Here is a 22,145-nt window from a genome sequence, read left to right as displayed (position 1 = left end):
TGCGCGTGTTCCCGCTGTCCAACTGGACCGAGCTGGACGTCTGGCAGTACATCGCCCGCGAGGGCATCGAGCTGCCGGAGATCTACTTCGCGCACGAGCGTGAGGTGTTCGCGCGCAGCGGCATGTGGCTGACCGCCGGCGAGTGGGGCGGGCCCAAGGACACGGAGACGGTCGAGAAGCGGCTCATCCGCTACCGGACCGTCGGCGACATGTCCTGCACGGGCGCCGTCGATTCGGACGCCGTGACACTGGAGCAGGTCATCGCCGAGATCGCAGCGTCCAGGCTGACCGAGCGCGGCGCCACGCGTGCCGACGACAAGCTGTCCGAGGCCGCGATGGAAGACCGCAAGCGCGAGGGGTACTTCTAAGCATGAGCACGATCACGACCGAGGAGCTCTCGGCCACCACCCTGCTGCGGTTCGCCACGGCCGGTTCCGTCGACGACGGCAAGTCGACCCTGGTGGGCCGGCTGCTGCACGACTCCAAGTCGGTGCTGGCCGACCAGCTCGAGGCCGTCGAGCACGCCTCCCGCAACCGCGGCCAGGAGGCCCCGGACCTGGCGCTGCTGACGGACGGTCTGCGCGCCGAGCGCGAGCAGGGCATCACGATCGACGTGGCCTACCGCTACTTCGCCACGCCCAAGCGCCGGTTCATCCTCGCCGACACGCCCGGCCATGTGCAGTACACCCGCAACATGGTGACGGGTGCCTCCACCGCCGAGCTGACGGTGATCCTGGTCGACGCCCGCAACGGTGTCGTCGAGCAGACCCGCCGCCACGCCGCGATCGCCGCCCTGCTGCGTGTCCCGCACGTGGTCCTCGCCGTGAACAAGATGGACCTGGTCGACTACCAGGAGTCCGTCTTCGCCGCGATCGCCGAGGAGTTCACGGCGTACGCGCTCGAGCTGGGCGTCCCGGAGATCACCGCGATCCCGATCTCCGCGCTGGCCGGCGACAACGTGGTGGACCCGTCCGCGAACATGGACTGGTACGGCGGCCCGACCTTCCTCGAGCACCTGGAGACGGTCCCGGTCACCCACGACCTGAGCCACTGCCACGCCCGCCTTCCCGTGCAGTACGTGATCCGGCCGCAGACCGCCGAGCACCCGGACTACCGGGGCTACGCGGGCCAGATCGCCGCCGGTTCGTTCCACGTCGGCGAGGCGGTGACGGTCCTGCCGTCCGGCCGCGCCTCGAAGATCTCCGGCATCGATCTGCTCGGCGAGCCGGTCGACGTCGCCTGGACGACGCAGTCGGTGACCCTCCTGCTGGAGGACGACATCGACATCTCGCGCGGCGACCTGATCGTGCCCAGCAAGGACGCCCCGGCGACCACGCAGGACATCGAGGCGACCGTCTGCCACGTCGCCGACCAGGCGCTCACCGTCGGCCACCGGGTGCTGCTCAAGCACGGCACCCGCACGGTAAAGGCGATCGTCAAGGACATCCCGTCCCGTCTCACGCTCGACGACCTGTCCCTGCACCCGCACCCGGGACAGCTCGTCGCCAACGACATCGGCCGCGTGAAGATCCGCACCGCGGAGCCGCTGCCGGTGGACTCCTACGCCGACTCGCGCCGCACGGGCTCGTTCATCCTGATCGACCCCAGCGACGGCACCACGCTCACCGCGGGCATGGTCGGCGAGTCGTTCGCGTCCCCCGAGCCCGTCAAGGACGAGGCCGAGGACGACGGGTGGGACTTCTGACATGAACTCCACCGATTACTTCTCCACGTTCGCCAAGGAGGGCGGCCGCGTCGGCAGCGGTGACCTCGGCAGCGGGCAGGGCGGAGTGGCGCGATGTGCGTGCTGACGTACGCGCACTGCCTGCGCGCCCCGTCCCCCCACCCGACGTCCCGGAAGCGACGAAGACCTGCCGACCTCCCGGCCACGACCTGAAAGACCGTGACCGCCGGGCCTCCGAGAGGAACACCTCCCGTGCCTGTCAACCGCTCCACCTTCCTGCGCCGCGGCATCGCCGTGGTGGCCGCACTTCCGCTCCTCACGCTCGCCGCTTGCGGCTACGGGTCGGACTCCAAGGACACCAACTCGAACGAGAAGGTCGCCGCGGGCTCCAAGAAGATCGACGGGCTCTCCTCCGTCAAGATCGGCTACTTCGGCAACCTGACCCACGCGACCGCACTGGTCGGCCGTGAGCAGGGCCTCTTCCAGAAGGAGCTCGGCGCCACCAAGGCCGACTACCAGATCTTCAACGCCGGCCCGTCCGAGATCGAGGCCCTCAACTCCGGCGCGATCGACATCGGTTGGATCGGCCCGTCCCCGGCGATCAACGGCTACACCAAGTCCAAGGGCACCAACCTGCGCATCATCGGCGGTTCGGCGTCCGGCGGCGTGAAGCTCGTGGTCAACCCGAAGAAGATCAAGTCCCTGAAGGACGTCAAGGGCAAGAAGATCGCCACCCCGCAGCTCGGCAACACCCAGGACGTGGCGTTCCTCAACTGGGTCGCGGACCAGGGCTGGAAGGTCGACGCGCAGAGCGGCAAGGGCGACGTCTCGGTCATCCGCACCGACAACAAGATCACCCCGGACGCCTACAAGGCCGGTTCCGTCGACGGCGCCTGGGTGCCGGAGCCGACCGCGTCCAAGCTGGTCGCCGAGGGCGCGAAGGTGCTGCTCGACGAGTCGTCGCTGTGGCCGGACAAGAAGTTCGTGATCACGAACATCATCGTGTCGCAGAAGTTCCTCAAGGCCCACCCGAAGGCCGTCGAGGCCGTGCTGAAGGCCTCGGTCGAGTCCAACAAGTGGATCAACGCCAACCCCGACAAGGCGAAGGCGGCGGCGAACAAGCAGCTGGAGGCGGACTCCGGCAAGGCCCTGCCGGCGGATGTCCTGGACCCGGCGTGGAAGTCCATTCAGTTCACCAATGACCCGCTGGCCTCCACCCTCAACACCGAGGCGCAGCACGCGGTCAAGGCCGGTCTGCTGGAGGACCCGCTGCTGAAGGGCATCTACGACCTCACGGCCCTGAACACGGTCCTCAAGGCCGATGGCGAGAGCACGGTCGACGACGCCGGTCTCGGCGCCCAGTAGTCCCGGATCCCGAGAGTTCCCAGGAGGTGACGACCATGGCCACCGCAATCGCCAAGGCCGACCGCGCCGAGTCGGTGGAGTACGCCGCGCGTATCGAGCACGTCTCGAAGTCCTTCGCCGGACCTGCCGGGCAGCAGCTCGTCCTAGACGACATCACCCTGGATGTCGCACCGGGCGAGTTCGTCACCCTCCTGGGGGCCTCGGGCTGTGGCAAGTCCACGCTGCTCAACCTGGTGGCGGGTCTCGACGACCCGACGGCGGGCAGCATCAAGACCGAAGGGCGTCCTGCCCTGATGTTCCAGGAGCACGCCCTCTTCCCGTGGTTGACCGCGGGCAAGAACATCGAACTCGCCCTCAAGCTCGGGGGAGTTCCGAAGAACGACCGGCGCGACCGCGCCGAGGAACTGCTCGAACTCGTCCGGCTCAAGGGCGCGTACGGCAAGCGGGTGCACGAGCTCTCCGGCGGTATGCGGCAGCGCGTCGCGCTGGCGCGCGCCCTGGCCCAGGAGAGCCGGCTCCTGCTGATGGACGAGCCGTTCGCGGCACTGGACGCGATCACGCGCGACGTGCTGCACGACGAGCTGACCCGGATCTGGCAGGAGAAGGCGCTGTCGGTCCTGTTCGTCACGCACAACGTGCGCGAGGCGGTGCGGCTGGCGCAGCGCGTCGTCCTGCTCTCGTCCCGGCCCGGCCGGGTGGCACGCGAGTGGACGGTGGAGATCCCGCAGCCGCGCCGCATCGAGGACGCCCCCGTGGCCGAACTGTCCCTTGAGATCACCGAAGAACTGCGTGGGGAGATCCGGCGTCATGGCCAGCACTGAGACCACCGAGACGGCAGAGGCCAAGGACTCGAGCGGCCTCGGCGGCCTGGAGGCCGGCCTCGACGCCCTGGAGACCTCGACCACCGGCCGTACTCCCTTCCGGAAGACCTTCGTCGACAAGATCCTGCCGCCGATCGTCGCGATAGCGGTGATCCTGGTCGTCTGGCAGGGGCTGATCTCGCTGAAGATCGTCGACGATCCGACCAAGCTGCCCTCGCCGGCCGACGTGGGGGCGGAGTTCAAGGACGCCTGGCTCAAGGGCGATCTCCTCGGCTACATCTGGACGAGCGTCTCGCGCGGTCTGCTCGGGTTCCTGTTCGCCCTGGCGATCGGCACCCCGCTCGGCTTGGTCGTGGCGCGCGTGAAGTTCATCCGTGCGGCGATCGGCCCGATCCTGTCCGGCCTGCAGTCCCTGCCCTCGGTGGCCTGGGTGCCGGCGGCCGTGATCTGGCTGGGTCTGTCGAACTCGGCGATGTACGCGGTGATCCTGCTCGGCGCGGTCCCCTCCATCGCCAACGGCCTGGTCTCCGGCATCGACCAGGTGCCGCCGCTGTTCCTGCGGGCGGGCCGCACGATGGGCGCGACCGGGCTGAACGGGGCCCGGCACATCGTGCTGCCGGCGGCCCTGCCGGGCTACCTGGCCGGTCTGAAGCAGGGCTGGGCCTTCTCCTGGCGCTCGCTGATGGCGGCGGAGATCATCGCCGTCTCCCCCGACCTGGGCGTCGGCCTGGGCGCACTGCTGGAGAACGGCCGCACCAACAGCTCCATGGCCATGGTCTTCGAGGCCATCATCCTGATCCTGTTCGTCGGCATCGCCATCGACCTGCTGATCTTCAGCCCGCTGGAGCGACGGGTCCTGCGCAGCCGCGGTCTGCTGGTGAAGAGCTGAAGTCCCATGCACACGAAGCCCGTTCTCCTCGTCATCGCCCACGGCAGCCGCGATCCGCGGCACGCCGCGACGGTGCACGCCCTCGTACGCCGGGTGCGCTCGCTGCGCCCGGGCGTACGGGTGGAGACGGGCTTCCTGGACTTCAACATCCCGTCCGTGCACGGGGTGTTGGAGTCCCTGGCGGCGGAGGGCGTCCGTGAAGTCGTGGCCCTCCCCCTTCTGTTGACCCGCGCGTTCCACGCGAAGGCGGACATCCCCGCCGTCCTGCGGGACGCGCCGCCGCAGCTGCGCATCCGCCAGGCGGAGGTGCTCGGCCCGTCGCCGCTGCTCCTGTCCGCGCTCGAACGGCGTTTGTACGAGGCCGGGTTGGCCCCCGGCGACAAGTCCTCGACCGGGGTCGTACTGGCCTCGGCGGGGTCCACCGACCCGGAGGCGATCGCAGTGATCGCAGAAATCGCGCGGGAGTGGCGGCACACCGGTTGGTGCGCCGTGCGACCTGCGTTCGCCTCCGCATCTCTTCCGCGCACGGAGGACGCCGTGCGGGAGCTCAGGGCACTGGGCTGCGAGCGCATCGCCGTCGCCCCGTACGTCCTGGCCCCCGGCTTCCTGCCGGACCGCATCGCGCGAGGCGCGGCGGAGGCGGACGTACTCGCCGACGTGCTCGGCCCGGCACCGGAGGTGGCGCGGCTGCTGCTGGAGCGGTACGACGCGGCGCGGAGGCCGGTGCTGGCGGCTCTCGGCGCCTAGCGTCCGTCCGGCGGATCAGGTCGGCTGCAAGGCGGAGGAGGGAGTCGACGCGGAGCGATGGGTGCCCCTCCCGCTCGAGCGAAGCCGAGAGTGGGGGAGAGTGCCGCCAACGCCGCTGGGGTCCTCCCACGCCTTCAAGGCAGTGGGGGAGCGCGTGCCAGGGCCCGCGACGCCGAGCTGATCCGCCGGACAGGCCCTGGTCCGGCGTTTCCCCGGCCCCGCGCCTACGGATCACGGCACAGGTCGTCGCCGAGCGGAGTGCGCGCATACCGCACGACCCGGCCACTGCGTGTGCGGCTCAGCAGCCCCGCGTCGTGGAGAACCGCGAGGTGCTGGCTGACCGCGCCCGGGGTGACGTGCAGGCGGTGGGCCAGCTCCGTGGTGGAGGCGGGTTCCGCGAGGAGCAGCAGCAGTCGGGACCGGGGGCGGCCGAGGAGTCGTACCAGTGCCGTGTCGGTGGGCGGGGGCGGGGTCTCGGAGAGCGTGGCGCGGCCGTACGCCGGATAGATCAGGGTCGGCGGGCGCAGGGGGTCGATCAGGGGCTGGGCACCACGGGCGAACAGGGTCGGCAGCAGCACCAGGCCGCGTCCCGCGATGCTCGTGTCGGTCCAGGGGGCCTGGAGCATGAAGTCCCGTGTGGACAGGCGTAGTTGACCGTCGGTCCAGGTGAGGCGGTCGTCGAGTCCCGCGAACAGCGCCCCGGCACCCTGTTCGGCGAGTACCCGGCTGCGGTGGGCGAGGTCGGACTCCAGGATGCTCTGGGCGCGCGGCCACCAGTCCGTGGCGAGGCAGGTGTGCCAGTAGGCGTCGAGAGCGTCGGTGATGCGCGTGAGGAAGGCGGCCGGGTCGGTCAGGCCCCGGGCCACGACGGGCGGCAGGGCTTCCGCGGTCCGGTACGTGGCGTGGAAGTCGGCGACGACGACGTCCGGTTGTGTGGCACGGAGCCGGTCGAGCTCGTCGGGGAAGGCCGGGCGGGCGCGTTCTGGGCGCGGGGTGAGGAAGTCCGGCACCCACAACCAGGGAGCGGCGAGGGCGGCGAGCAACTCGCCGTCGAGCGCGTCGAGTCGGGGGCGGATGCGACGCAGCCAGGGCCGGTGGTGGGGGTAGCGGGCCGGGTCGTGCAGACAGCGCAGCGAGAACACCGCCTCCTGCAGCGGGGAGTACGCGAAGGAGGTGGTCGCGAGGTCACCGACATCGAAGCGGAACTCGATCATTGAGCGCCACGCTAAATCATTGTCGGCGGACATGCACCACCGGCTTCGCTGTTCTCATGACCACGACACCCGCCTCACCGGCCTCCGAACAGGACGGCGACAGTACGACCGCTGCCCGCCCCGACCGGGCCACCCGGGCCGCCGGTCTCCTCCCCGCCGACCCGGCCCTGCGCCGCGCCACCGTGCTGACGCTCTTCAACTCCCTCGGAAACGGGCTCTACTTCCCCCTCGGCGTCCTGTACTTCACCCGCATCGTCGGCCTCGACGCGACCGCGGTCGGGCTCGGCCTGACGGTGGCCGGACTGGTCGGTGTGGCGGCGGGCGTACCGGCCGGGCGGGCCGCGGACCGGTGGGGCGCCCGGCAGGTGGGGGCGCTGCTGTGGGCGGGGACCGGGGTGGCCACGGCGGCCTACGTCCTGGTGCAGTCGTACGCCGGTTTCCTCGTGGCGGTCGTGTGCGCAACCGGGCTGCAGATGGCGAGCCGCGGGGTGCAGGGCGCGATCTACGCCGATGTGCTGCCGGCGGCGACCCGGGTGGAGGCGAGGGCGTATCTGCGGATGGTCACGAATGTCGCGATGGGCCTGGGGGGTGCGTTCGGGGCGATCGCGCTGCAACTCGACACGCAGGGCGCGTATGTGACGGTGATTCTGGTGAACGCGCTGTCGTTCGTGGCGCCCGCGCTGATGGTGCGGCGGCTGCCGCTCGCCCCCCACGTGAAGGAGCGGGTCGCGGCCGACGCTCCCGTCGGCGACCGCTGGCGTGCCGTGCGGGATCTGCCGTACCTCGCGGTGACCGTCCTGAATGCCGTGCTGGTCGTGCAGTACACCCTGTCCGAGGTCGGTCTGCCCCTGTGGATCGTCGAGCGGACCGAGGCGCCGCGCTGGACGGCCGCCCTGCTGATGATCGTGAACTGCGCGCTGGTGGCCCTGCTCCAGGTGCGCGTCGCCCGCCGGGCCTCCCAGGTCCCCAGTGCCGTACGGGCGATGGGCTGGGCCGGACTGCTGCTGGCCGCGGCCTGCGCGGTGTACGCCGTCTCGGCCGGCCTCTCCCCCGTGTGGGCCGTGCTCGCGCTGGCCGTCGGCGCGGTGGTCCAGGTCTTCTCCGAGGTGCTGATGGCGGCGGGCGGCTGGACCCTCGGCTACGAACTCGCCGACTCCCGTGCCCACGGCGTCTACCAGGGCGTGTTCGGCGCGGGCATGTCCGCCGGGATGATGGCGGGCCCGGCCCTGGTCACGGTGACGGCGATCCAGCACGGTGGGGCGGGGTGGGCGGCACTGGCCGTGCTGTTCGCGGCGGCGGGGCTCACGGTGCGTCCCGCCGTGCACTGGGCACGGCGGGACGGGGAGTGGCGGGGCGAGGCGGCCTGAGTACTCAGGACTTGGTCGTGGCCGTCACCGTGGCCGCCGGCCCGGTGCCCGCCGCCGTCACCGCGGCGACGGTCACCGTGTACGCGGTGCCTGGTTTCAGTCCGCCGATCACCCGGAACATGCCCTTGGCGGAGGGCTGGGTGACCAGGACGTCCCGGCCGGTGACATCGATCGGGGAGCGCCCGTCGGAGACGGTCACCCGGTAGCCGACGATCTTCGCATCGCCGGTCGCGGTGGGCGGGGTCCAGGCGAGGGTGGCCGCCGTGGATGCCGTGCGCAGCTTGGGACTTGTGGGTACGGGCGGCAGGACACTCGCGGCGGTGGGCGTCAGCGGCAGCGAGGCGAGCGATGCGGCGCTGTTGCCGTGCGCGTTGCTCGCGGTGACCGTCACGGTGAACGGCCCGCCCGACGACGGCAGTCCACCCATCCGGACCAACGCCGTGCGCCTGAACTCGGCGGCGGACACGCCCTGTTGGCCGACCTGCTTGCCGCTCGCGTCGTACGCCCGTGCCGTGTACGACGTCACGGGTGAACCGCCGTCCGCGAAGGTCGGGTTGAAGGTCACGTACAGGGCGCCCGCGCCCGCCGTGCTGGTGCCGACGCGGGACGGCGCCTCGGGTACGGACAGGGCGCCGATCCGGCGGTCGAGCAGATCCTTGTAGGAGGCTTCAAGTCCCGCATTCGCCATGACCTCTGACGGTACGTCGGAGACCGCGGACACGATCCGGTTCCCGGTGGTCACCAGTCCCTTGTTGTCGCCGTCGGCCGTGCCCTCCTCCCACCAGTTGTCCTTGACGAGCGTCGGGTCGTTGTTGCCGAGGTCGTCGCGGTAGTCGGTGTGGCGGGAGGCGACGTTTGCGTACGAGGCGTTGTAGAGAACGTTTCCCTCGACGGTCTCGTAGGTGCAGCCGTTGTCGGTGTAGACGTTCTTGCCGAGGCCCCACTGGTCGTGGATGACGTTTCCGGCGACCTTCTCGCCGTCGGCCATGGAGGTGCCGGTCAGGCCCTGGGTGTAGATGCCACCACCGTCGTCGAGCATCTGCATGTAGTCGAAGATCAGGTTGTCGCGGACGGTGTTGTCGTGGCTCGGGTTCGGGGTGGCCGCGTCGCCGATCTTGTCGGGCCAGCCGCCCCAGCCCATCGAGATCGCCGAGTAGCCGACATGGTCGATCTGGTTGTGGGCGATGGTGTTCTGCTGGGTGTAGCCGTTGAGGATGGCGACTCCGCCGTGGTACTCGCGGGGCAGCCCGTAGAGGTGATTGTTCGTCACCTGCACGCCGGAGGCGGGCGTCTGCCCGTCCACTCCCCCGATCTCCAGACCGTTGCCGGAGATGTCGGTGAAGATCGTGCCCCTGACGGACGAGTCCTTGCTTCCGGTGCCCAAGTCCAGTCCGGAGGCGCCGAGATGGGCGAAGACGTCATGGGTGAACTCGATGCGCTGCCCGTACGCGAACGACACGTTGCCGGGCATCTTCGTCCAGGACGCGAACGGGCACGTCCCGCCCTCGACGTACTGGCACAGGCCCTGGGTCGCCCAGCCCTTGTCGCCGGTGATGGTGTAGCCGGCCTGGATCTCGGAGAAGCCCTCCGGCTGTGACGGGGTCAGCCAGGTCGCGTAGCTGAACTGGATGCCGCGGAAGACGATGTCGTGCACGGGCGCGTCCGCCGTACCCCGGCCGTCGACCAGCTTCTCGGCCGCCGCGGCCTCGACGTCGGCGCGGGCGAGGTCCTCGCCCTTGCGGGGCAGGTAGTAAACGGTTCGCGCGCTCTTGTCGAGGTACCACTCACCGGGCTGGTCGAGGAGTTCGTAGGCGTTCTCTACGTACGTCGCCTTGCCGCTGTTGGTGAGGTGACCCGGGCCGACCATGCTGACGGTGCGGCCGGGGATGTCCGGGAACTCGACCCGCTTGTTGGAGTTGTCCCAGCAGGGCTGGACCATGGTGATCGTGGTGCCCTCGGCCGAGGCGATGCGGCAGCGCGGCTCGGTCCACTGGCCGAGGCCGTTGCGCTCGATGTTCCACAGGGCCTCGCCGCTGGTGTAGACGAACTCGGCGTCGGAGGGGTGCTTCCAGTGGGCGATCGTGTCCGAGGAGGCGGTGTAGCCGGTGGCCGTCTGGGTCAGGTCGACGGGCACGGCACCGCGGGCCCGCTGGGCGCGCACTCCGTCGACGTACAACTGCCGTGTGTCGCCGAGCCCTTGGGGCGCGGGCGCGGACCACAGCCCCTTCCGGCCGGGGACCTGGTGCCAGCCGACGACCTGGCGGCCGCCGCTGACGACGGTGGCGCCGGTGCCCTGCCAGACCACCCGGTGGCCGTTCGCGCCGGAGTCGCGGGCGTCGAGGACGAGCGGGCCCGCCTGGCGGTAGGTGCCGGAGGCGAGGTGGACCGTGAGGTCGGACTTCAGGTCGGCGGTCCGTGCGCGGACCAGGTCGCGGGCCCGTTGCAGGGTGCGGACGGGATGTCGTGCGCTGCCGTCGGCGTGGTCGTTTCCGGCAGGTGAGACGTAGAGGTCGGAGGTCGCTGCCTGGGCCGGGGCCGCGAGGCCCGGGACCCCGAGGGCCAGCACGGCGGTGACAAGGGTGACGAGGGCGGCTCTTCGGTGCGTGGGCATGTACCCCTCCCGTGGGATCAGCCTGTACCCAACGCCGGGAAAGGTAGGAGCATTTGGGAACCCCAGTCAATGAACGGGACGGAAAACGACGGAAGTCGCCTCCCTTTCGTATGGAATCATCGGATCAGTCGAAGCGAAGAGATCCCGTGCGGGTGCGCTTCAGCTCGAAGAAGTCCGGGTACGTCGCCAGCACGCGGAAGCTGTCGAAGAGTGCGGCCGCGCGGGCGCCCCGCGGGATCGCCCGCAGCACAGGGCCGAACCACACCGTTCCGTCGACATGGATGGTGGGCGTGCCCACATAGCCACCGGATTCCGGCTCGACGCCCGCCTCGTGGCTGCGATGGACGGCCTTGTCGTACGACGGGTCGTGTGCGGCGGTGGCGAGGTCCGCCGCCAGGCCCAGTTCGGCCAGGGACTCGGCGATCACGACGGCGAAGTTGTCGGCGGAGTCCGCCTTGCGTTCGTGGATGCGGGTGCCGAAAGCCGTGTACAGGTCGCGCAGGACCTTCTCGCCGTGCTGCTCTGCCGCCGCCACGGCGACCCGCACCGGGCCGATCGACCTGTCGACCAACTCCCGGTACCAGTCGGGGAGTTCGTTGCCGATGTTGTGCAGGTAGAGGCTCATCGCGTGGAAGCGGAGGTCGAGCGGGCGCTCGCGCTCGACCTCCAGCAGCCAGCGGGAGGTGATCCAGGCGAAGGGGCAGGCGGGGTCGAACCAGAAGTCGACGCGAGTGGGTGCGTTGCCAGTCATGCCATCGACGCTAGTAATCGAATGGCGCAGTAACACGGCCCAATCACGGACTGGTTCACTGACCCAATTCGGGGTCCCGTCCGCTGGAGGCGAGCGCGCGGTCGAACACGGGCGCGTCGTCCGGCACCGGCACCGGGTCGGCGAAGCCGTCGTACTGGCGGTAGAGGTCGCCGTGCTCGTCGACCACGTGGAGGACGAAGCGGGCCGCGTCGTCCGAGATGCGGAACTTCTGGCCGGTGGCGGTGGCGACGTCCCAGCCGTGCACGGCCATCTCCTTGATGACCATCGAGGCGATCTGGGTGGCGGGCATCTTCGCCATGCCGAGGTCGACCTCGCCCTGCCACGCCGCGGGATCGGCCCAGGCCGCGACGGCGCGGTCCAGCTGGGCGGCGTAGGCCGCGGGCCAGTCGGGGTCGGCGGTGAAGTCGCGGGCGGTCAGCTCCTCGGGGAGCTGCTTGCGCAGGGCGCGGTGCTCCAGGCCGTGGGAGGTGTAGAGGACCCAGTGGTTGACCAGGGCGCGGACGTCCCAGTCGGTGCAGTGGGTGGAGTCGCCGAGGCGGTCCGCCGGGACGCCGCGCGCCACGCGGGCCGCCTCGGCGGCACACTCGGTCATGTACGTGTGCAGGTGCTTCGGGTCGTCGTACGTCATGCACCCACGCTAGGAAGAGCCCGCTCAGGACTCTTGAACAAACGCGACAGCCTCGTCGGCGAGGCGGACGAGATCCTCTACCGGCATCGATCCCGGGGCCCGGCGCTCGCGCGCGAACGTGTTGGCGAGGTGCTGCAGGAGGTCGTTGAGCGGGGTCGGGACGCCGTGCAGGCGGCCCAGCAGAGCGATCTCGCCGTTGAGGTAGTCGGCCTCGATGTTGCCGGTGCCTCGGGTCAGGGACTGCCAGGAGGAGCCGCCGCCGCGCGGGGCGCCGTCGAGGGAGACGAGGTCGACCTTGTGGCCGCGCAGCGCCCGCTGCTCCTCGACGCTCGCGTACGCGATGCCGGCGGCGTCGAGCACGGCCTCGCCCTCGGCGCGCACTCTCTGGTACAGCTCCCCGGCCTTGTCGCCGGCGATCGGTCCGGCGACGGCCTCCAGTGCGTTGCCTAGGTTGGCCAGCAGCTTGGCGTACTGCCAGCGCGCCACGTCGGGCACGACCGGAGCCTCGAAGTGCGACTTCTCCAGGTCGGCGGCGACCAGCCGGGCGGTCTCGTCGGTGCCGTGCGGATGGCGGCCGAGGTGGAGCATGCCGGTGAGGGGGGCGCCGCCCGCGGAGACGGAGCCGGGCTCGAGGAAGGTCGAGGGCAGCCAGACGCAGACGCCGTACACCCGCCGGAAGACGCGCAGGGCGAGGCGCTGGCCCTCGACCCCGTTCTGGGCGCAGAACAGCGGCAGCCGCTCGGCCGCCGTCCCGCCGCCCGCGACCGGCGCCGGGCCCCAGGCCTGCAGGGCGGCCACCGTGTCCTGCGTCTTGACGGCGAGGACGAGCACATCGTCGGCCCTCAACTCGCCCAGCCCGTCCGGCCCTTCGACCGTCGGCAGACGGTACGTGTACTCGCCGTCCGGCACCCTGAGCCGCAGCCCGCCGTCCCGCAGCGCCGCGTGGTGCGCACCCCGCGCGACCAGAACCACGTCGTGCCCCGCCCCCGCGAGCCGCCCGCCGATCGAACCGCCGACGGCTCCTGCTCCGATGATGATGTAGCGCATGGGAGGAGCCTCGCACAGGCGTGTGTACGTTGCATGAAGCGCCGGGTTGACCTTGCCCCTGGGGCAGGGTCGAGGGTCCCGGCATGGACAGCATCGGTTACCTGAAGCAGACGCCGTACAGCGAGCCGGGGAACCTGGACATCGGCGGGCTGCCGCGCGATCCCGGCGAACTCGCCCATCTGGTACGGCACTTGATCATTCACCGGGGCGAGGGAGAACTCCTCGGACACGAGATCCCGCGCGAGCGCCTGCACCACGACGCCGAGTCGCGGTACGTCAGCGAGATCCTGCGGATCCTGCGCGAGCGCTCGGACCGGCCGCTGATCGAACCCCGCGCCTACGAGGAGCGTCTCGTGGGGACCTGCCGGGACTTCGCGCTGCTGCACGTCTCGCTGTTGCGGGCGACGGGCACGCCGGCCCGGGTACGCGGCGGGTTCGCCACGTACTTCGTCGACGGCTTCCACGAGGACCACTGGGTCACCGAGTACCGGCTGGCGGACGGGAGTTGGCGGCTGGCGGACCCGCAGGTGCTGCATCCCGGGTACGGCCTGGACTTCGATCCGCTGGACGTGCCGCGGGACCGGTTCGTGGTGTCCGGCGACGCCTGGCGGGCCGTGCGCGGCGGGGCGGCCGATCCGGGGACGTTCGGGCTGTCGTGGGACGAGAGCCTGCGGGGCGCCTGGTTCGTCCGGCACAGTCTCGTGCTCGACCTGGCCTGCCGGAACGGCGTCGAGACCCTGCCGTGGGACGGCTGGCTTCCGCTGGCCGGGGTCGAGAAGGACGCCCCGGTGTCCGCCGACGACCTCGGCCTCCTCGACACCCTCGCCGCCGCCACCGAGGAGGAGGCCCGCCTCCTGTCCGAGGACCCCCGGCTGGCCCCGCCCCGGGAGATCGTCTCCCTGGCGCCCTACCTCGGCCTCCGCACGGTCACTCTGCCGTGAGCTCCACCAGCTTCACGACCGTGTTCCAGTTGCGGGTCGTGGCGATCAGGCCCTTGTTGATGCGGGGCTTGGCGAGGTGCTCGGCGAGCTTGGAGCGGCCGAGGCCGTCGGGGGCGTAGAGGTACAGCTCGCGATCGCCGAGCCGGAACTCCTCGGGGAGGTACGCCTCCCGGTCGATCTCCGCGAAGCGCGCCGCGTCGACCGGCGCGGAGAAGTACGTGACGTGGAGCTCCTTGGCCTCCAGCTCCGCGGCCGGGAAGGGGCACGCCTCCACGATCGCCGCCAGATACGCGTGGTCGCGCACGATCACGTCGACGGAGAAACCGAAGTGGTGCTGGATCGCCTGCCCGAGCTCGGCGGCCAGCGACTCCTCGTCCCCGTGGTCGGAGGCGAAGACTGCCTGACCGCTCTGCAGATGGGTGCGTACGCCGTCGTAGCCGAGGCCGTCCATGAGCTGCCGCAGCTCGGCCATAGGGACCTTCTTCCTGCCGCCCACGTTGATCCCGCGCAGCAGTGCCGCATACGTCGTCGTCATGGCGCACACCCTAAGGCGGCCGTCGTGCCCCGTGGGGGTGGGCACGACGGCCGTGTCCGCGCGGGCGGACTGCGCGAAACTCTGGTCGAACCACGGGCCCGGATCAACACCTACACGCACCTGTGACTTGTTCAACAAGGTTTCGTAATAACAAAGCCGGAGCGATGCCGACGGACCGGACACGACTCCGACACGGCCCGGCATGGGGCGGCCACCCTGATCACTACCGCCCGGTAGCCCGGATAGATGTAAGGGGCCGTCGTCCTCCCCAGCGGTGAGAGCGCCGGGTCCGACGGGATGAGTTCGGGCCGCAGCACTTCACCGGGCAGCACGACGAGATGGCCTTATCCCGCCCATACCTTCGAAGCGAAAGGTGGCGGCAGGGGGCTGCCACCGGAGTCAAGGGGGCAAGCCCGTCATGGGGAACGGAGATTCGCGGGTGCGGGGCATAGCCGCCCGGGCCGGTGGCTGGAGCGCCCGGCACCGATGGGCTGCCGTCGGCATCTGGGTGCTGTTCGTCGTCCTGGCGATGGGGCTCGGTTCGGCCGCGGGCCGCGTCGACGTCAAGGACAGCGACCAGCTCAAGGGCGAGACACACTCCGCCGCCAAGATCATCGAGGACGCCGGGATCGAGGAGCCGGCCAGTGAGACGGTCCTGATCCAGGCGAAGGACGGCAGCCTGAAGGCCACGGACGCCGAGTTCAAGGCGGCCGTCGGCGCGGTCGTCAAGGCTGTCGACGGGACCGGCAAGGTCACGGACGTGAAGTCGCCGTACACCACGGACACGATCTCCAAGGACGGGCGCAGCGCGCTGGTGCAGTTCGACATGCGCGGCGACGCCGAGACCGCGGGCGACCGCGTGGAGCCCGTGCTGAAGGCCGTCGACGGGGTGCAGAAGGACCACGGGACGCTGCGGATCGAGGAGATCGGCGGCGCCAGCATGCAGAAGACGTTCGACGACGCGTTCGGGGACGACTTCCAGAAGGCCGAGCTCTCCGCGGTGCCGGTGGCCCTCGGCATTCTGCTCATCGCCTTCGGCGCGCTGGTGGCGGCGCTGCTGCCGGTGGCACTGGCGGTCACCGCGATCATGGCGACGATGGGCCTGATGGGCCTGGTCAGCCATCTGCAGCCGATGAGCGACACCGCCAACTCCGTGATGCTGCTGGTCGGTCTGGCCGTCGGCGTCGACTACTGCCTGTTCTACCTGCGCCGCGAGCGCGAGGAGCGCGCCGCCGGACGGGACGCCCGGACGGCCCTCAGGGTCGCCGCCGCGACCAGTGGCCGGGCGATCATCGTCTCCGGTGTCACGGTGTGCGTGGCGATGGCGGGCATGCTGTTCACCGGTCTCGCCGAGTTCGAGGCGATGGGCCTGGCCTCGCTGATGGTCGTGGCGGTCGCCATGGTCGGCTCCGTGACGGTGCTGCCCGCGCTGCTGTCGCTGCTGGGCGAGCGGGTCGAGAAGGGGCGGATCCCGTTCCTGCGCAAGGCCATGGAGCGCCGTGCCGCCCGTACGGGCGGAGAGAGCCGCTTCTGGACGGCCGTGCTGCGCGGGGTGCTCGCCAAGCCGCTGGTCTCCGTACTGGTCGCGGCCGGTGCGCTGCTGGCGATCGCGGCTCCCGCGATCGGCATGAAGACCCAGAACCTCACCCTGGACCAGGAGTTCGGCGACTCGCTGCCGATCGTGCAGACGTACAACCGCGTCAACGACGCCTTCCCGGGCGGCTCCGAGCCGGCCGAGGTGGTCGTCAAGGCGAAGGACATCAACGCCCCCGAGGTGAAGTCCGCACTCGCCGACTTCCGTGAGCGGGCGATCAGTTCGGGCGCCTCGCGCGGCCCGGTCGAGATCAAGCTGCACGACGCGCAGAACATCGCCTACGTCTACGTCCCGCTGGTCGGCGGCTCCGACCTGGACAAGGCGGGCGCCAGTCTGGAGAAGCTGCGCGACGAGGTGCGGCCCGCGACGCTCGGCAAGGTGGACGGCCTGCAGGCGCCGATCACCGGACAGGTCGCCGGCTCGCACGACTTCAACGACCAGCTCGGCGGCGCGGTCGTCCCGGTCTTCGTGTTCGTGGTCGTCTTCGCCTTCGCGCTGATGCTGCTGTCGTTCCGCTCGCTGACGGTCGCGATCACGTCGATCCTGCTCAACCTCCTTTCCGTGGGCGCGGCCTACGGCATCCTCGTCGCCGTCTTCCAGCACGGCTGGGGCGCCTCGCTGGTGGGCGCGGAGGGCGTCGGCGCGATCATCACCTGGCTGCCGCTGTTCCTCTTCGTGATCCTGTTCGGGCTGAGCATGGACTACCACGTGTTCGTGGTCTCCCGGATCCGCGAGGCGCGCCTCAGGGGCCGTACGACGAAGGACGCGATCCAGCACGGTGTGGTCACCACGGCGGGTGTCGTCACCAGCGCCGCGGTCATCATGGTCGCCGTGTTCGCGATCTTCGGCACGCTGTCCATGCAGTCCATGAAGCAGATGGGCGTCGGCCTCGCGGCCGCGGTGCTCATCGACGCGACGATCATCCGGGGCGTGCTGCTCCCTGCGGTGATGGCGCTGCTGGGCGAGCGCAACTGGTACCTGCCCAAGTGGCTGAACCGGCTGCCGGACCTCACGCACGACGAGTCGGCGGAGGTCATCACCCACTCGGTGCCCGAGCAGGGTGAGCGGCTGAGGGTCTGAACCCTCCTTCGACAGAGGGTCCGAACCCTCCTGTGACGAGGGCCCGTTGGTCTCCCGGGGGAACCAACGGGCCCTCACTCATGCGCGCCTCCGCTCGAGTTCGGCCTCGATGAGGTCGGCCGCCCTTTCCGTACCGCCCTCTTGGGCCATCCCGGCCTGGATCTCCTTGAGACGGCGGGCGACTTCAGGATCACCGACCAGCGCGAGGGCGGTCGCCCGCAGGGTCTCGGCGGTGGCCTCCTCCGTGGCGAGACGGCGCGCGACACCGAGCCCCTGGAGCGTGTCCGCGTTGCCGAACTGGTCCACGGCCTGCGGTACGGCGATCATCGGCGTACCGGTGGCCATACCCTCCTGGCTGCCGCCCGCCCCCGCGTGCGTGACGAACAGGTCGGCCTGCTTGAGGACCGCCAACTGCGGCACCCAGGACCGCACTTCGACGTTGGCGGGCACCTTCCCGAGCTCGGCCGCGTCCACCCGCTGCCCGATCTGCAGGACCAGATGCCAGCCCGGCAGATCCCCGAAGGCCCGCACACACTCCCGGTAGAAGGCGGGCCGGTCGGTGAAGGCCGAGCCCAGCGACACCAGCACCACCTTCTCGGCACCGCTCGGCCGCTCCCAGTCACCCTGCGCCGCACGGTCGCCCTGACAGGCGCCGACGAAGCTGTACACGCTCTCGTCGACCCGGTCGGCGTTCGGCTGCAGCGCCTTGGGGATCAGGACGAGCGACCGGTCCGGCCGCCCCGCGAACGGATCCGGATGCAGATCGACCCCGTTCTCCTCCAACCAGGCCTGGAAACGGGCGTAGTAGGCCTTTCCGCGCTCGGTGCTCTTCGGCTCCGCCCACATCGGCCCGGCGACCTCCTCCTCATACCCCTCCCAGGCGACGAGGTTCGGCGAGAGCGAGATCGCGGGCACGCCCCAGCGGTGGGCGAGGACACGGGCCGGGTAGGCGGTGATGTCCTGCAGGACGAGGTCCGGCTCGTCGCCCTCGTACGCCTCGATCAGCTGCGGCAGCGCCTGGATCGCGTCGGCGAGGAAGATCTCGACGTGGTCGAGGAGCTCACTGCCCCACTCCGCCGGGTCGGCGTCGGCCCCCGGCAGCGTGGAGTTCCACAGCTTCGGCTCGGCACCGGTCTCGGCGACCTTGTCCGCGAACGCCGGCGGAATCGCGTACGTCACCCGATGGCCACGGGCGACCAGCTCGCGGATCACCTCGAGACTGGGGTTCACATGGCCGTGGGCGGCGATGGAGAACATGGCGATGTGTGCACGACTGGTCATGTCCAAGAAACTAGGCGAGACGATACGTCTCGTGCAACCTCATTCGTCACGCCATCAGCACCTCGTGCAGCCGCGGCCACCGCCCCGGCGGCACCTCCCCCACGAGCACCCGCGGGTCCAGATCCGCCGCCCGGAACGCCGCGTCCACCCGGCAGGAGGAAGCAGGAGGAAAGGGTGGTGCTGTGCGGCGCTCAGCAGGCGCGGCTCAGTGGATGCGGCTTCCCGGACCGGTCAGGGCACCGGGGCCACGCCGCATCCGGATGGAGTGCGTGGTGCCCCGGCCGTGACCGGAGATGATGATCGCGTTGCAAGCTGCCACGGACGGCACGCCAGGCGGGCGGCCGTCCGCCGGGCAACGGGATTTCGGGAGCCGCCGGTCAGCGCTGGTAGCGGGCGAGCACCAGGTTGCCGTCCTTCTCCAGGCGTCTGCGCAGCTCGCCGAGGCCGATGGCCCCGCTGTAGTACTCCTGGAACGCGGGTGTCGCCACCTTGTCCTTCCACTCGGGGTAGCCGCGTACGGACTGCGCGGGCGCCGACCGCAGTTGCTGCGCCAGGGCCGTACCGGTCGCCCAGCCGTTCTCGGCCGTATGGAGGGCAGGGTCCTTCAGCGCCTCGGTGCCGGTCGGCAGCATCCAGTCGCCCAGCGCCAGCCGCACCATGTTCTTCGGCCGGAGCAGGAAGTCGACGAACTCGGCGGCCTCCTTCTTGTGCGGGCTGTCCTCGGCGATGGACAGGGTCTGCGGACTGACGCCCTGGGTGAGCCCGTCGGCGCCCGCCGGGGCGGGCAGCACCTGCCAGTCGAAGCCCTTCGGCGCCTGCTGCACTATCTGCTGGCGGTAGGAGAACCCGAGCGGCACCATCGCGTACTTGCCGCCGAAGAAGCCGGGCAGGGTGTCGGAGCCGCCGCTGCCCAGGGTGGTGGGCGAGGCGCTGTGGTCGGTGTTCGCCTGGTCGTGGATCGTACGCGGGACCACCTGGTCGGCGGCCTCGAAACGGATCGTCACCCTGCCGTCCGCGCCTCGGTGGAAGAGCTGTCCGCCCGCCGAGAGGGAGAGGTTGAGCGTGGCGGAGACGGGCTCCTTCAGCGGCCAGGCGACGCCGTACTTCCCCTTGCCGCTCAGCTGCTCGGTCGCCTGCCGGAACTCCGCCCAGGTCCACGGCTGTTCGGGGGTCGGTATCCGTATGCCGGACTTCTTCAGCCAGGTGGCGTTGGCGATGAGCACGCGCGGTTCCTGGAGGAAGGGCACGCCGTAGATACCGTCGCCGAAGGTCGCCGTCTCCCAACTCCGTTGCGGTATGTCCGACTTGAGGCGGCCGGGCAGCAGGTCGCGCAGGTCGGCGAGGTAGCCGCCGTAGGCGAAGTCCGCGAGGTCGTCGGAGGCGTCGTGGATGATGTCGGGGGCCTCACCGCCCTCGAAGGAGGTGAGCAGCTGGTCGTGGACGCTGTCCCAACTCCCCTGGACATACTCGACCTTGACGTCCGGATGGCTCGCGTTCCACTCCTTCACCAGCTCCTTGTTGGCCTCGACGGACTCCTGCTGCCAGGCCAGCGACTGGAAGCGCAGGGTGATCCGCCCGCTGGCCGAGCCGCTGCGGCCGCCGCCGGTGCAGCCGGCCAGCAGCAGGATCAGGACGGCCGCGAGGACCGCGCCGGCTCTGGTGCGCATCAGTTCTTCACCGCCCCGGTGAGCATGCCACCCGTGATCCGCCGCTGGATGACCGCGAAGACGACCAGCGAGGGCAGCGTCGCGAGGAAGGCCGCGGCCGCCAAGGGGCCCAGGTCTGCGACGCCCTCCGCGCCGATGAAGTGGGTGAGCACGACCGGCAGGGTCTGTTTCTCCGGTGTCTTCAGCAGGACGAGCGCGAAGAAGAACTCGTTCCACGCGGTGACGAACGCGAACAGCCCCGTCGCCGCGATCCCCGGCGCGAGCAGCGGCACCACGACCGAGACGAGCGTACGGGCCCGCCCGGCCCCGTCGACCGCCGCCGCCTCCTCGACCTCGGCGGGCACCGCCCGCACGTAACCGGCCAGCATCCACAGCGCGAACGGCAGCGCCCACACCACGTACACCAGCATCAGCCCGAACAGCGAGTTGATCAGCCGCAGGTTCTTCAGCACCAGGAACAGCGGGATGATCACCAGGACCAGCGGGAACGCCTGGCTGACGACCACCCAGCCGGTCGCCGCCCGGGTCAGCGGCGTGCGGCGGCGGGCCATGACGTAGGCGAGCGGGGTCGCGATCACCACGGCGACGACCGCCGCCCCGGCCGCGGCGAGCAGGGAGTTGCCCGCGGCGTGCAGCAGCGGCTGCTCGTCGAAGGCCTGCCGGAAGTTGTCGAGGGTGGGCTGCCGGGGGATCCAGCCGGGGTGCAGACTGCCCAGCTCGCGCGGCGACTTGAACGCGGTGGACAGCAGCCAGAGAAAGGGGAAGGCGAGGAAGACGAGATACGCGAGCAGGGCCGCGTACTGGCCGACCCGGGTGGTCGTCCTGGTCCTCATGTGTCGTCACCTCCCCTGAGCCGGCCCACGAGGAAGACGGCGAGCAGCAACGAGATCACCGCGACCATCACGCAGCCCATCGCCGCCGCGTACCCGAACTGCCCGTAGCGGAAGGCCTCTTCGTAGGCGAACAGCATGGGCAGACGGGTGCGGCCGCCGGGGCCGCCGTTGGTCAGCACGTAGACCAGGGCGAAGGAGTTGAAGTTCCAGATCAGGTTGAGCGCGGTGATGGCGAGGGCGACCGGTCTGAGGGCGGGCCAGGTGACCGTGCGGAAGCGGCGCCAGGCGCCCGCGCCGTCGACCGCGGCCGCCTCGTGCAGTTCGCGCGGCGTGTTCTGCAGTCCGGCGAGCAGCGCGACCGTGGTCTGCGGCATACCGGCCCAGACACCGACGACGATCACCGCGGGCAGGGCGGTCCCGAGGCCGCTGAGCCAGTCCCGGCCGTCGCCGAGGCCGAGGTCGTGCAGCGTCTCGTTGAGGACGCCGGCGTCCGGGTTGTAGACGAGCGTCCACATGATGCCGACGACGACCTCGGGCATGGCCCAGGGGACGATCGCCAGGGCGCGGGCCAGCCATCTCAGCCGCAGGTCCTCGTTGAGCAGCAGCGCGAGGCCGAGCGCGAGCAGGAACTGCGGCACGGTCACGCCGACCGCCCACACCAGCCCGATCCGGAACGACTCCCAGAACAGCGAATCGTGCAGCAGGTCCTGGAAGTTGAGGCCGCCGATCCACCGGGTGGACTGGGTGCGGCCGGACTGGGCGTCGGTGAAGGCGAGCAGGATGCCGTAGAGCAGCGGTCCGACGCTCAGCACGAGGATCGGGATCAGCGCGGGCAGCACCAGGAACCAGGCCCCGCGGTCGGGCAGCCGCCGGTCGCCGGCGGCGCGTGGCGCGCGCTGTGCGGACCGCCTCGTCGCGGTCACCAAGGTCACGTATCGGCTCCTTTGCGCGGCTCGTGACGTCCGGACCCGGCCGGCCTCCGTCATGGTCGTGAAGGGGGTATGCACCGTCAAGACCGCGCGCACACGGTCCGACCTGTGCGAATGCGAGACTGGGCCGGTGGATGGCG

General features: G+C 70.5%; 18 protein-coding genes and 2 pseudogenes. 9 read left to right on the top strand and 11 right to left on the bottom strand.

Translation table 11 applies throughout. The features are described 5' to 3' along the window. From ABZ880_RS13775 to ABZ880_RS13750, 6 genes are all read left to right on the top strand, one after another. The coding region (locus ABZ880_RS13775; RefSeq protein ID WP_361261071.1) for a phosphoadenosine phosphosulfate reductase family protein at positions 1-368 on the top strand (368 nt) is incomplete at its 5' end. A gap of 2 nt (positions 369-370) precedes the next feature. Further along, entirely contained in the window at positions 371-1,705 is a 1,335-nt protein-coding gene (locus ABZ880_RS13770; RefSeq protein ID WP_361261069.1) for a GTP-binding protein, read from the top strand. Positions 1,706-1,936: 231 nt separating this feature from the next. Beyond that, the gene (locus ABZ880_RS13765) at positions 1,937-3,049 is read left to right on the top strand and encodes an aliphatic sulfonate ABC transporter substrate-binding protein (RefSeq protein WP_361261067.1); all 1,113 of its coding nucleotides are present in this window, start codon (positions 1,937-1,939) and stop codon (positions 3,047-3,049) included. 35 nt (positions 3,050-3,084) lie between these two features. Continuing rightward, positions 3,085-3,870: an ABC transporter ATP-binding protein gene (locus ABZ880_RS13760; RefSeq protein WP_361261065.1), complete on the top strand. Its 786-nt coding sequence runs from the start codon at positions 3,085-3,087 to the stop codon at positions 3,868-3,870. Next, positions 3,857-4,759, top strand: coding sequence for an ABC transporter permease (locus ABZ880_RS13755; RefSeq protein ID WP_361261063.1), 903 nt, complete (start codon positions 3,857-3,859; stop codon positions 4,757-4,759). Before ABZ880_RS13760 ends, ABZ880_RS13755 begins: the two co-directional genes overlap by 14 nt. A 6-nt stretch (positions 4,760-4,765) precedes the next feature. Continuing rightward, a complete protein-coding gene (locus ABZ880_RS13750; protein WP_361261061.1) occupies positions 4,766-5,506 on the top strand; it encodes a sirohydrochlorin chelatase in 741 nt (246 codons plus the stop codon). Positions 5,507-5,730: 224 nt separating this feature from the next. On the opposite strand, the gene ABZ880_RS13745 is transcribed toward ABZ880_RS13750, so the two are convergent. After that, entirely contained in the window at positions 5,731-6,720 is a 990-nt protein-coding gene (locus tag ABZ880_RS13745; protein WP_361261059.1) for an ArsR family transcriptional regulator, read from the bottom strand. Positions 6,721-6,776: 56 nt separating this feature from the next. On the opposite strand from ABZ880_RS13745, the gene ABZ880_RS13740 reads away from it, so the two are divergent. Continuing rightward, positions 6,777-8,087, top strand: coding sequence for an MFS transporter (locus ABZ880_RS13740; protein WP_361261057.1), 1,311 nt, complete (start codon positions 6,777-6,779; stop codon positions 8,085-8,087). A gap of 4 nt (positions 8,088-8,091) precedes the next feature. Here ABZ880_RS13740 and ABZ880_RS13735 read toward each other — a convergent pair whose 3' ends face one another. The 4 genes from ABZ880_RS13735 to ABZ880_RS13720 all read right to left on the bottom strand — a co-directional run bounded on the left by ABZ880_RS13735 (position 8,092) and on the right by ABZ880_RS13720 (position 13,145). After that, the gene (locus ABZ880_RS13735; protein WP_361261055.1) at positions 8,092-10,698 is read right to left on the bottom strand and encodes a right-handed parallel beta-helix repeat-containing protein; all 2,607 of its coding nucleotides are present in this window, start codon (positions 10,696-10,698) and stop codon (positions 8,092-8,094) included. Between the two features lie 124 nt (positions 10,699-10,822). Further along, positions 10,823-11,449, bottom strand: a complete 627-nt coding sequence (locus ABZ880_RS13730) for a DsbA family protein (protein WP_361261054.1) — start codon at positions 11,447-11,449, stop codon at positions 10,823-10,825. A gap of 55 nt (positions 11,450-11,504) precedes the next feature. Further along, positions 11,505-12,098, bottom strand: a complete 594-nt coding sequence (locus ABZ880_RS13725; RefSeq protein WP_361261052.1) for a TIGR03086 family metal-binding protein — start codon at positions 12,096-12,098, stop codon at positions 11,505-11,507. Between the two features lie 24 nt (positions 12,099-12,122). Then, a complete protein-coding gene (locus tag ABZ880_RS13720; RefSeq protein WP_361261050.1) occupies positions 12,123-13,145 on the bottom strand; it encodes a 2-dehydropantoate 2-reductase N-terminal domain-containing protein in 1,023 nt (340 codons plus the stop codon). 83 nt (positions 13,146-13,228) lie between these two features. Here ABZ880_RS13720 and ABZ880_RS13715 point away from each other — a divergent pair, with 83 nt between their 5' ends. Further along, a complete protein-coding gene (locus ABZ880_RS13715) occupies positions 13,229-14,086 on the top strand; it encodes a transglutaminase-like domain-containing protein (RefSeq protein WP_361261049.1) in 858 nt (285 codons plus the stop codon). On the opposite strand, the gene ABZ880_RS13710 is transcribed toward ABZ880_RS13715, so the two are convergent. Further along, positions 14,073-14,621: a DUF1697 domain-containing protein gene (locus ABZ880_RS13710; RefSeq protein ID WP_361261047.1), complete on the bottom strand. Its 549-nt coding sequence runs from the start codon at positions 14,619-14,621 to the stop codon at positions 14,073-14,075. The two genes, ABZ880_RS13715 and ABZ880_RS13710, sit on opposite strands and share 14 nt — an antisense overlap. 418 nt (positions 14,622-15,039) lie before the next feature. On the opposite strand from ABZ880_RS13710, the gene ABZ880_RS13705 reads away from it, so the two are divergent. Then, complete coding sequence (locus ABZ880_RS13705; protein ID WP_361261045.1) at positions 15,040-17,295, top strand: MMPL family transporter; 2,256 nt, start codon at positions 15,040-15,042, stop codon at positions 17,293-17,295. A gap of 78 nt (positions 17,296-17,373) precedes the next feature. On the opposite strand, the pseudogene mgt reads toward ABZ880_RS13705, so the two are convergent. The 5 genes and pseudogenes from mgt to ABZ880_RS13680 form a co-directional block, all read right to left on the bottom strand. After that, positions 17,374-18,619 (bottom strand): annotated as a pseudogene (gene mgt / locus ABZ880_RS13700) (macrolide-inactivating glycosyltransferase). 3 nt (positions 18,620-18,622) lie between these two features. After that, positions 18,623-18,727, bottom strand: a pseudogene (locus ABZ880_RS13695) (ErmE/ErmH/ErmO/ErmR family 23S rRNA (adenine(2058)-N(6))-methyltransferase); the annotation flags it as partial. Positions 18,728-18,953: 226 nt separating this feature from the next. Then, a complete protein-coding gene (locus ABZ880_RS13690; protein ID WP_361261043.1) occupies positions 18,954-20,243 on the bottom strand; it encodes a sugar ABC transporter substrate-binding protein in 1,290 nt (429 codons plus the stop codon). Further along, positions 20,243-21,076 (bottom strand): carbohydrate ABC transporter permease, encoded by an 834-nt coding sequence (locus ABZ880_RS13685; RefSeq protein ID WP_361261041.1) that lies wholly within the window; start codon positions 21,074-21,076, stop codon positions 20,243-20,245. The genes ABZ880_RS13690 and ABZ880_RS13685 overlap by 1 nt, the downstream gene beginning before the upstream one ends. After that, positions 21,073-22,008 (bottom strand): sugar ABC transporter permease, encoded by a 936-nt coding sequence (locus ABZ880_RS13680; RefSeq protein ID WP_361261039.1) that lies wholly within the window; start codon positions 22,006-22,008, stop codon positions 21,073-21,075. Before ABZ880_RS13680 ends, ABZ880_RS13685 begins: the two co-directional genes overlap by 4 nt. Positions 22,009-22,145: the final 137 nt, after the last annotated feature.

This window comes from Streptomyces sp. NPDC047043 (genome assembly GCF_040644055.1).
Classification (GTDB): Bacteria; Actinomycetota; Actinomycetes; order Streptomycetales; family Streptomycetaceae; genus Streptomyces.
Note: the sequence above shows the minus strand (reverse complement) of the source record. Positions and strands in the feature narration are given on the sequence as shown.

Excerpts from the sequence above, each read along its gene's own strand:
- ABZ880_RS13770 (WP_361261069.1), top strand. The coding sequence starts at position 371 with ATGAGCACGATCACGACCGAGGAGCTCTCGGCCACCACCCTGCTGCGG.
- ABZ880_RS13760 (WP_361261065.1), top strand. The coding sequence starts at position 3,085 with ATGGCCACCGCAATCGCCAAGGCCGACCGCGCCGAGTCGGTGGAGTAC.
- ABZ880_RS13755 (WP_361261063.1), top strand. The coding sequence starts at position 3,857 with ATGGCCAGCACTGAGACCACCGAGACGGCAGAGGCCAAGGACTCGAGC.
- ABZ880_RS13750 (WP_361261061.1), top strand. The coding sequence starts at position 4,766 with ATGCACACGAAGCCCGTTCTCCTCGTCATCGCCCACGGCAGCCGCGAT.
- ABZ880_RS13745 (WP_361261059.1), bottom strand. The coding sequence starts at position 6,720 with ATGATCGAGTTCCGCTTCGATGTCGGTGACCTCGCGACCACCTCCTTC.
- ABZ880_RS13740 (WP_361261057.1), top strand. The coding sequence starts at position 6,777 with ATGACCACGACACCCGCCTCACCGGCCTCCGAACAGGACGGCGACAGT.
- ABZ880_RS13735 (WP_361261055.1), bottom strand. The coding sequence starts at position 10,698 with ATGCCCACGCACCGAAGAGCCGCCCTCGTCACCCTTGTCACCGCCGTG.
- ABZ880_RS13730 (WP_361261054.1), bottom strand. The coding sequence starts at position 11,449 with ATGACTGGCAACGCACCCACTCGCGTCGACTTCTGGTTCGACCCCGCC.
- ABZ880_RS13725 (WP_361261052.1), bottom strand. The coding sequence starts at position 12,098 with ATGACGTACGACGACCCGAAGCACCTGCACACGTACATGACCGAGTGT.
- ABZ880_RS13720 (WP_361261050.1), bottom strand. The coding sequence starts at position 13,145 with ATGCGCTACATCATCATCGGAGCAGGAGCCGTCGGCGGTTCGATCGGC.
- ABZ880_RS13715 (WP_361261049.1), top strand. The coding sequence starts at position 13,229 with ATGGACAGCATCGGTTACCTGAAGCAGACGCCGTACAGCGAGCCGGGG.
- ABZ880_RS13710 (WP_361261047.1), bottom strand. The coding sequence starts at position 14,621 with ATGACGACGACGTATGCGGCACTGCTGCGCGGGATCAACGTGGGCGGC.
- ABZ880_RS13705 (WP_361261045.1), top strand. The coding sequence starts at position 15,040 with ATGGGGAACGGAGATTCGCGGGTGCGGGGCATAGCCGCCCGGGCCGGT.
- ABZ880_RS13690 (WP_361261043.1), bottom strand. The coding sequence starts at position 20,243 with ATGCGCACCAGAGCCGGCGCGGTCCTCGCGGCCGTCCTGATCCTGCTG.
- ABZ880_RS13685 (WP_361261041.1), bottom strand. The coding sequence starts at position 21,076 with ATGAGGACCAGGACGACCACCCGGGTCGGCCAGTACGCGGCCCTGCTC.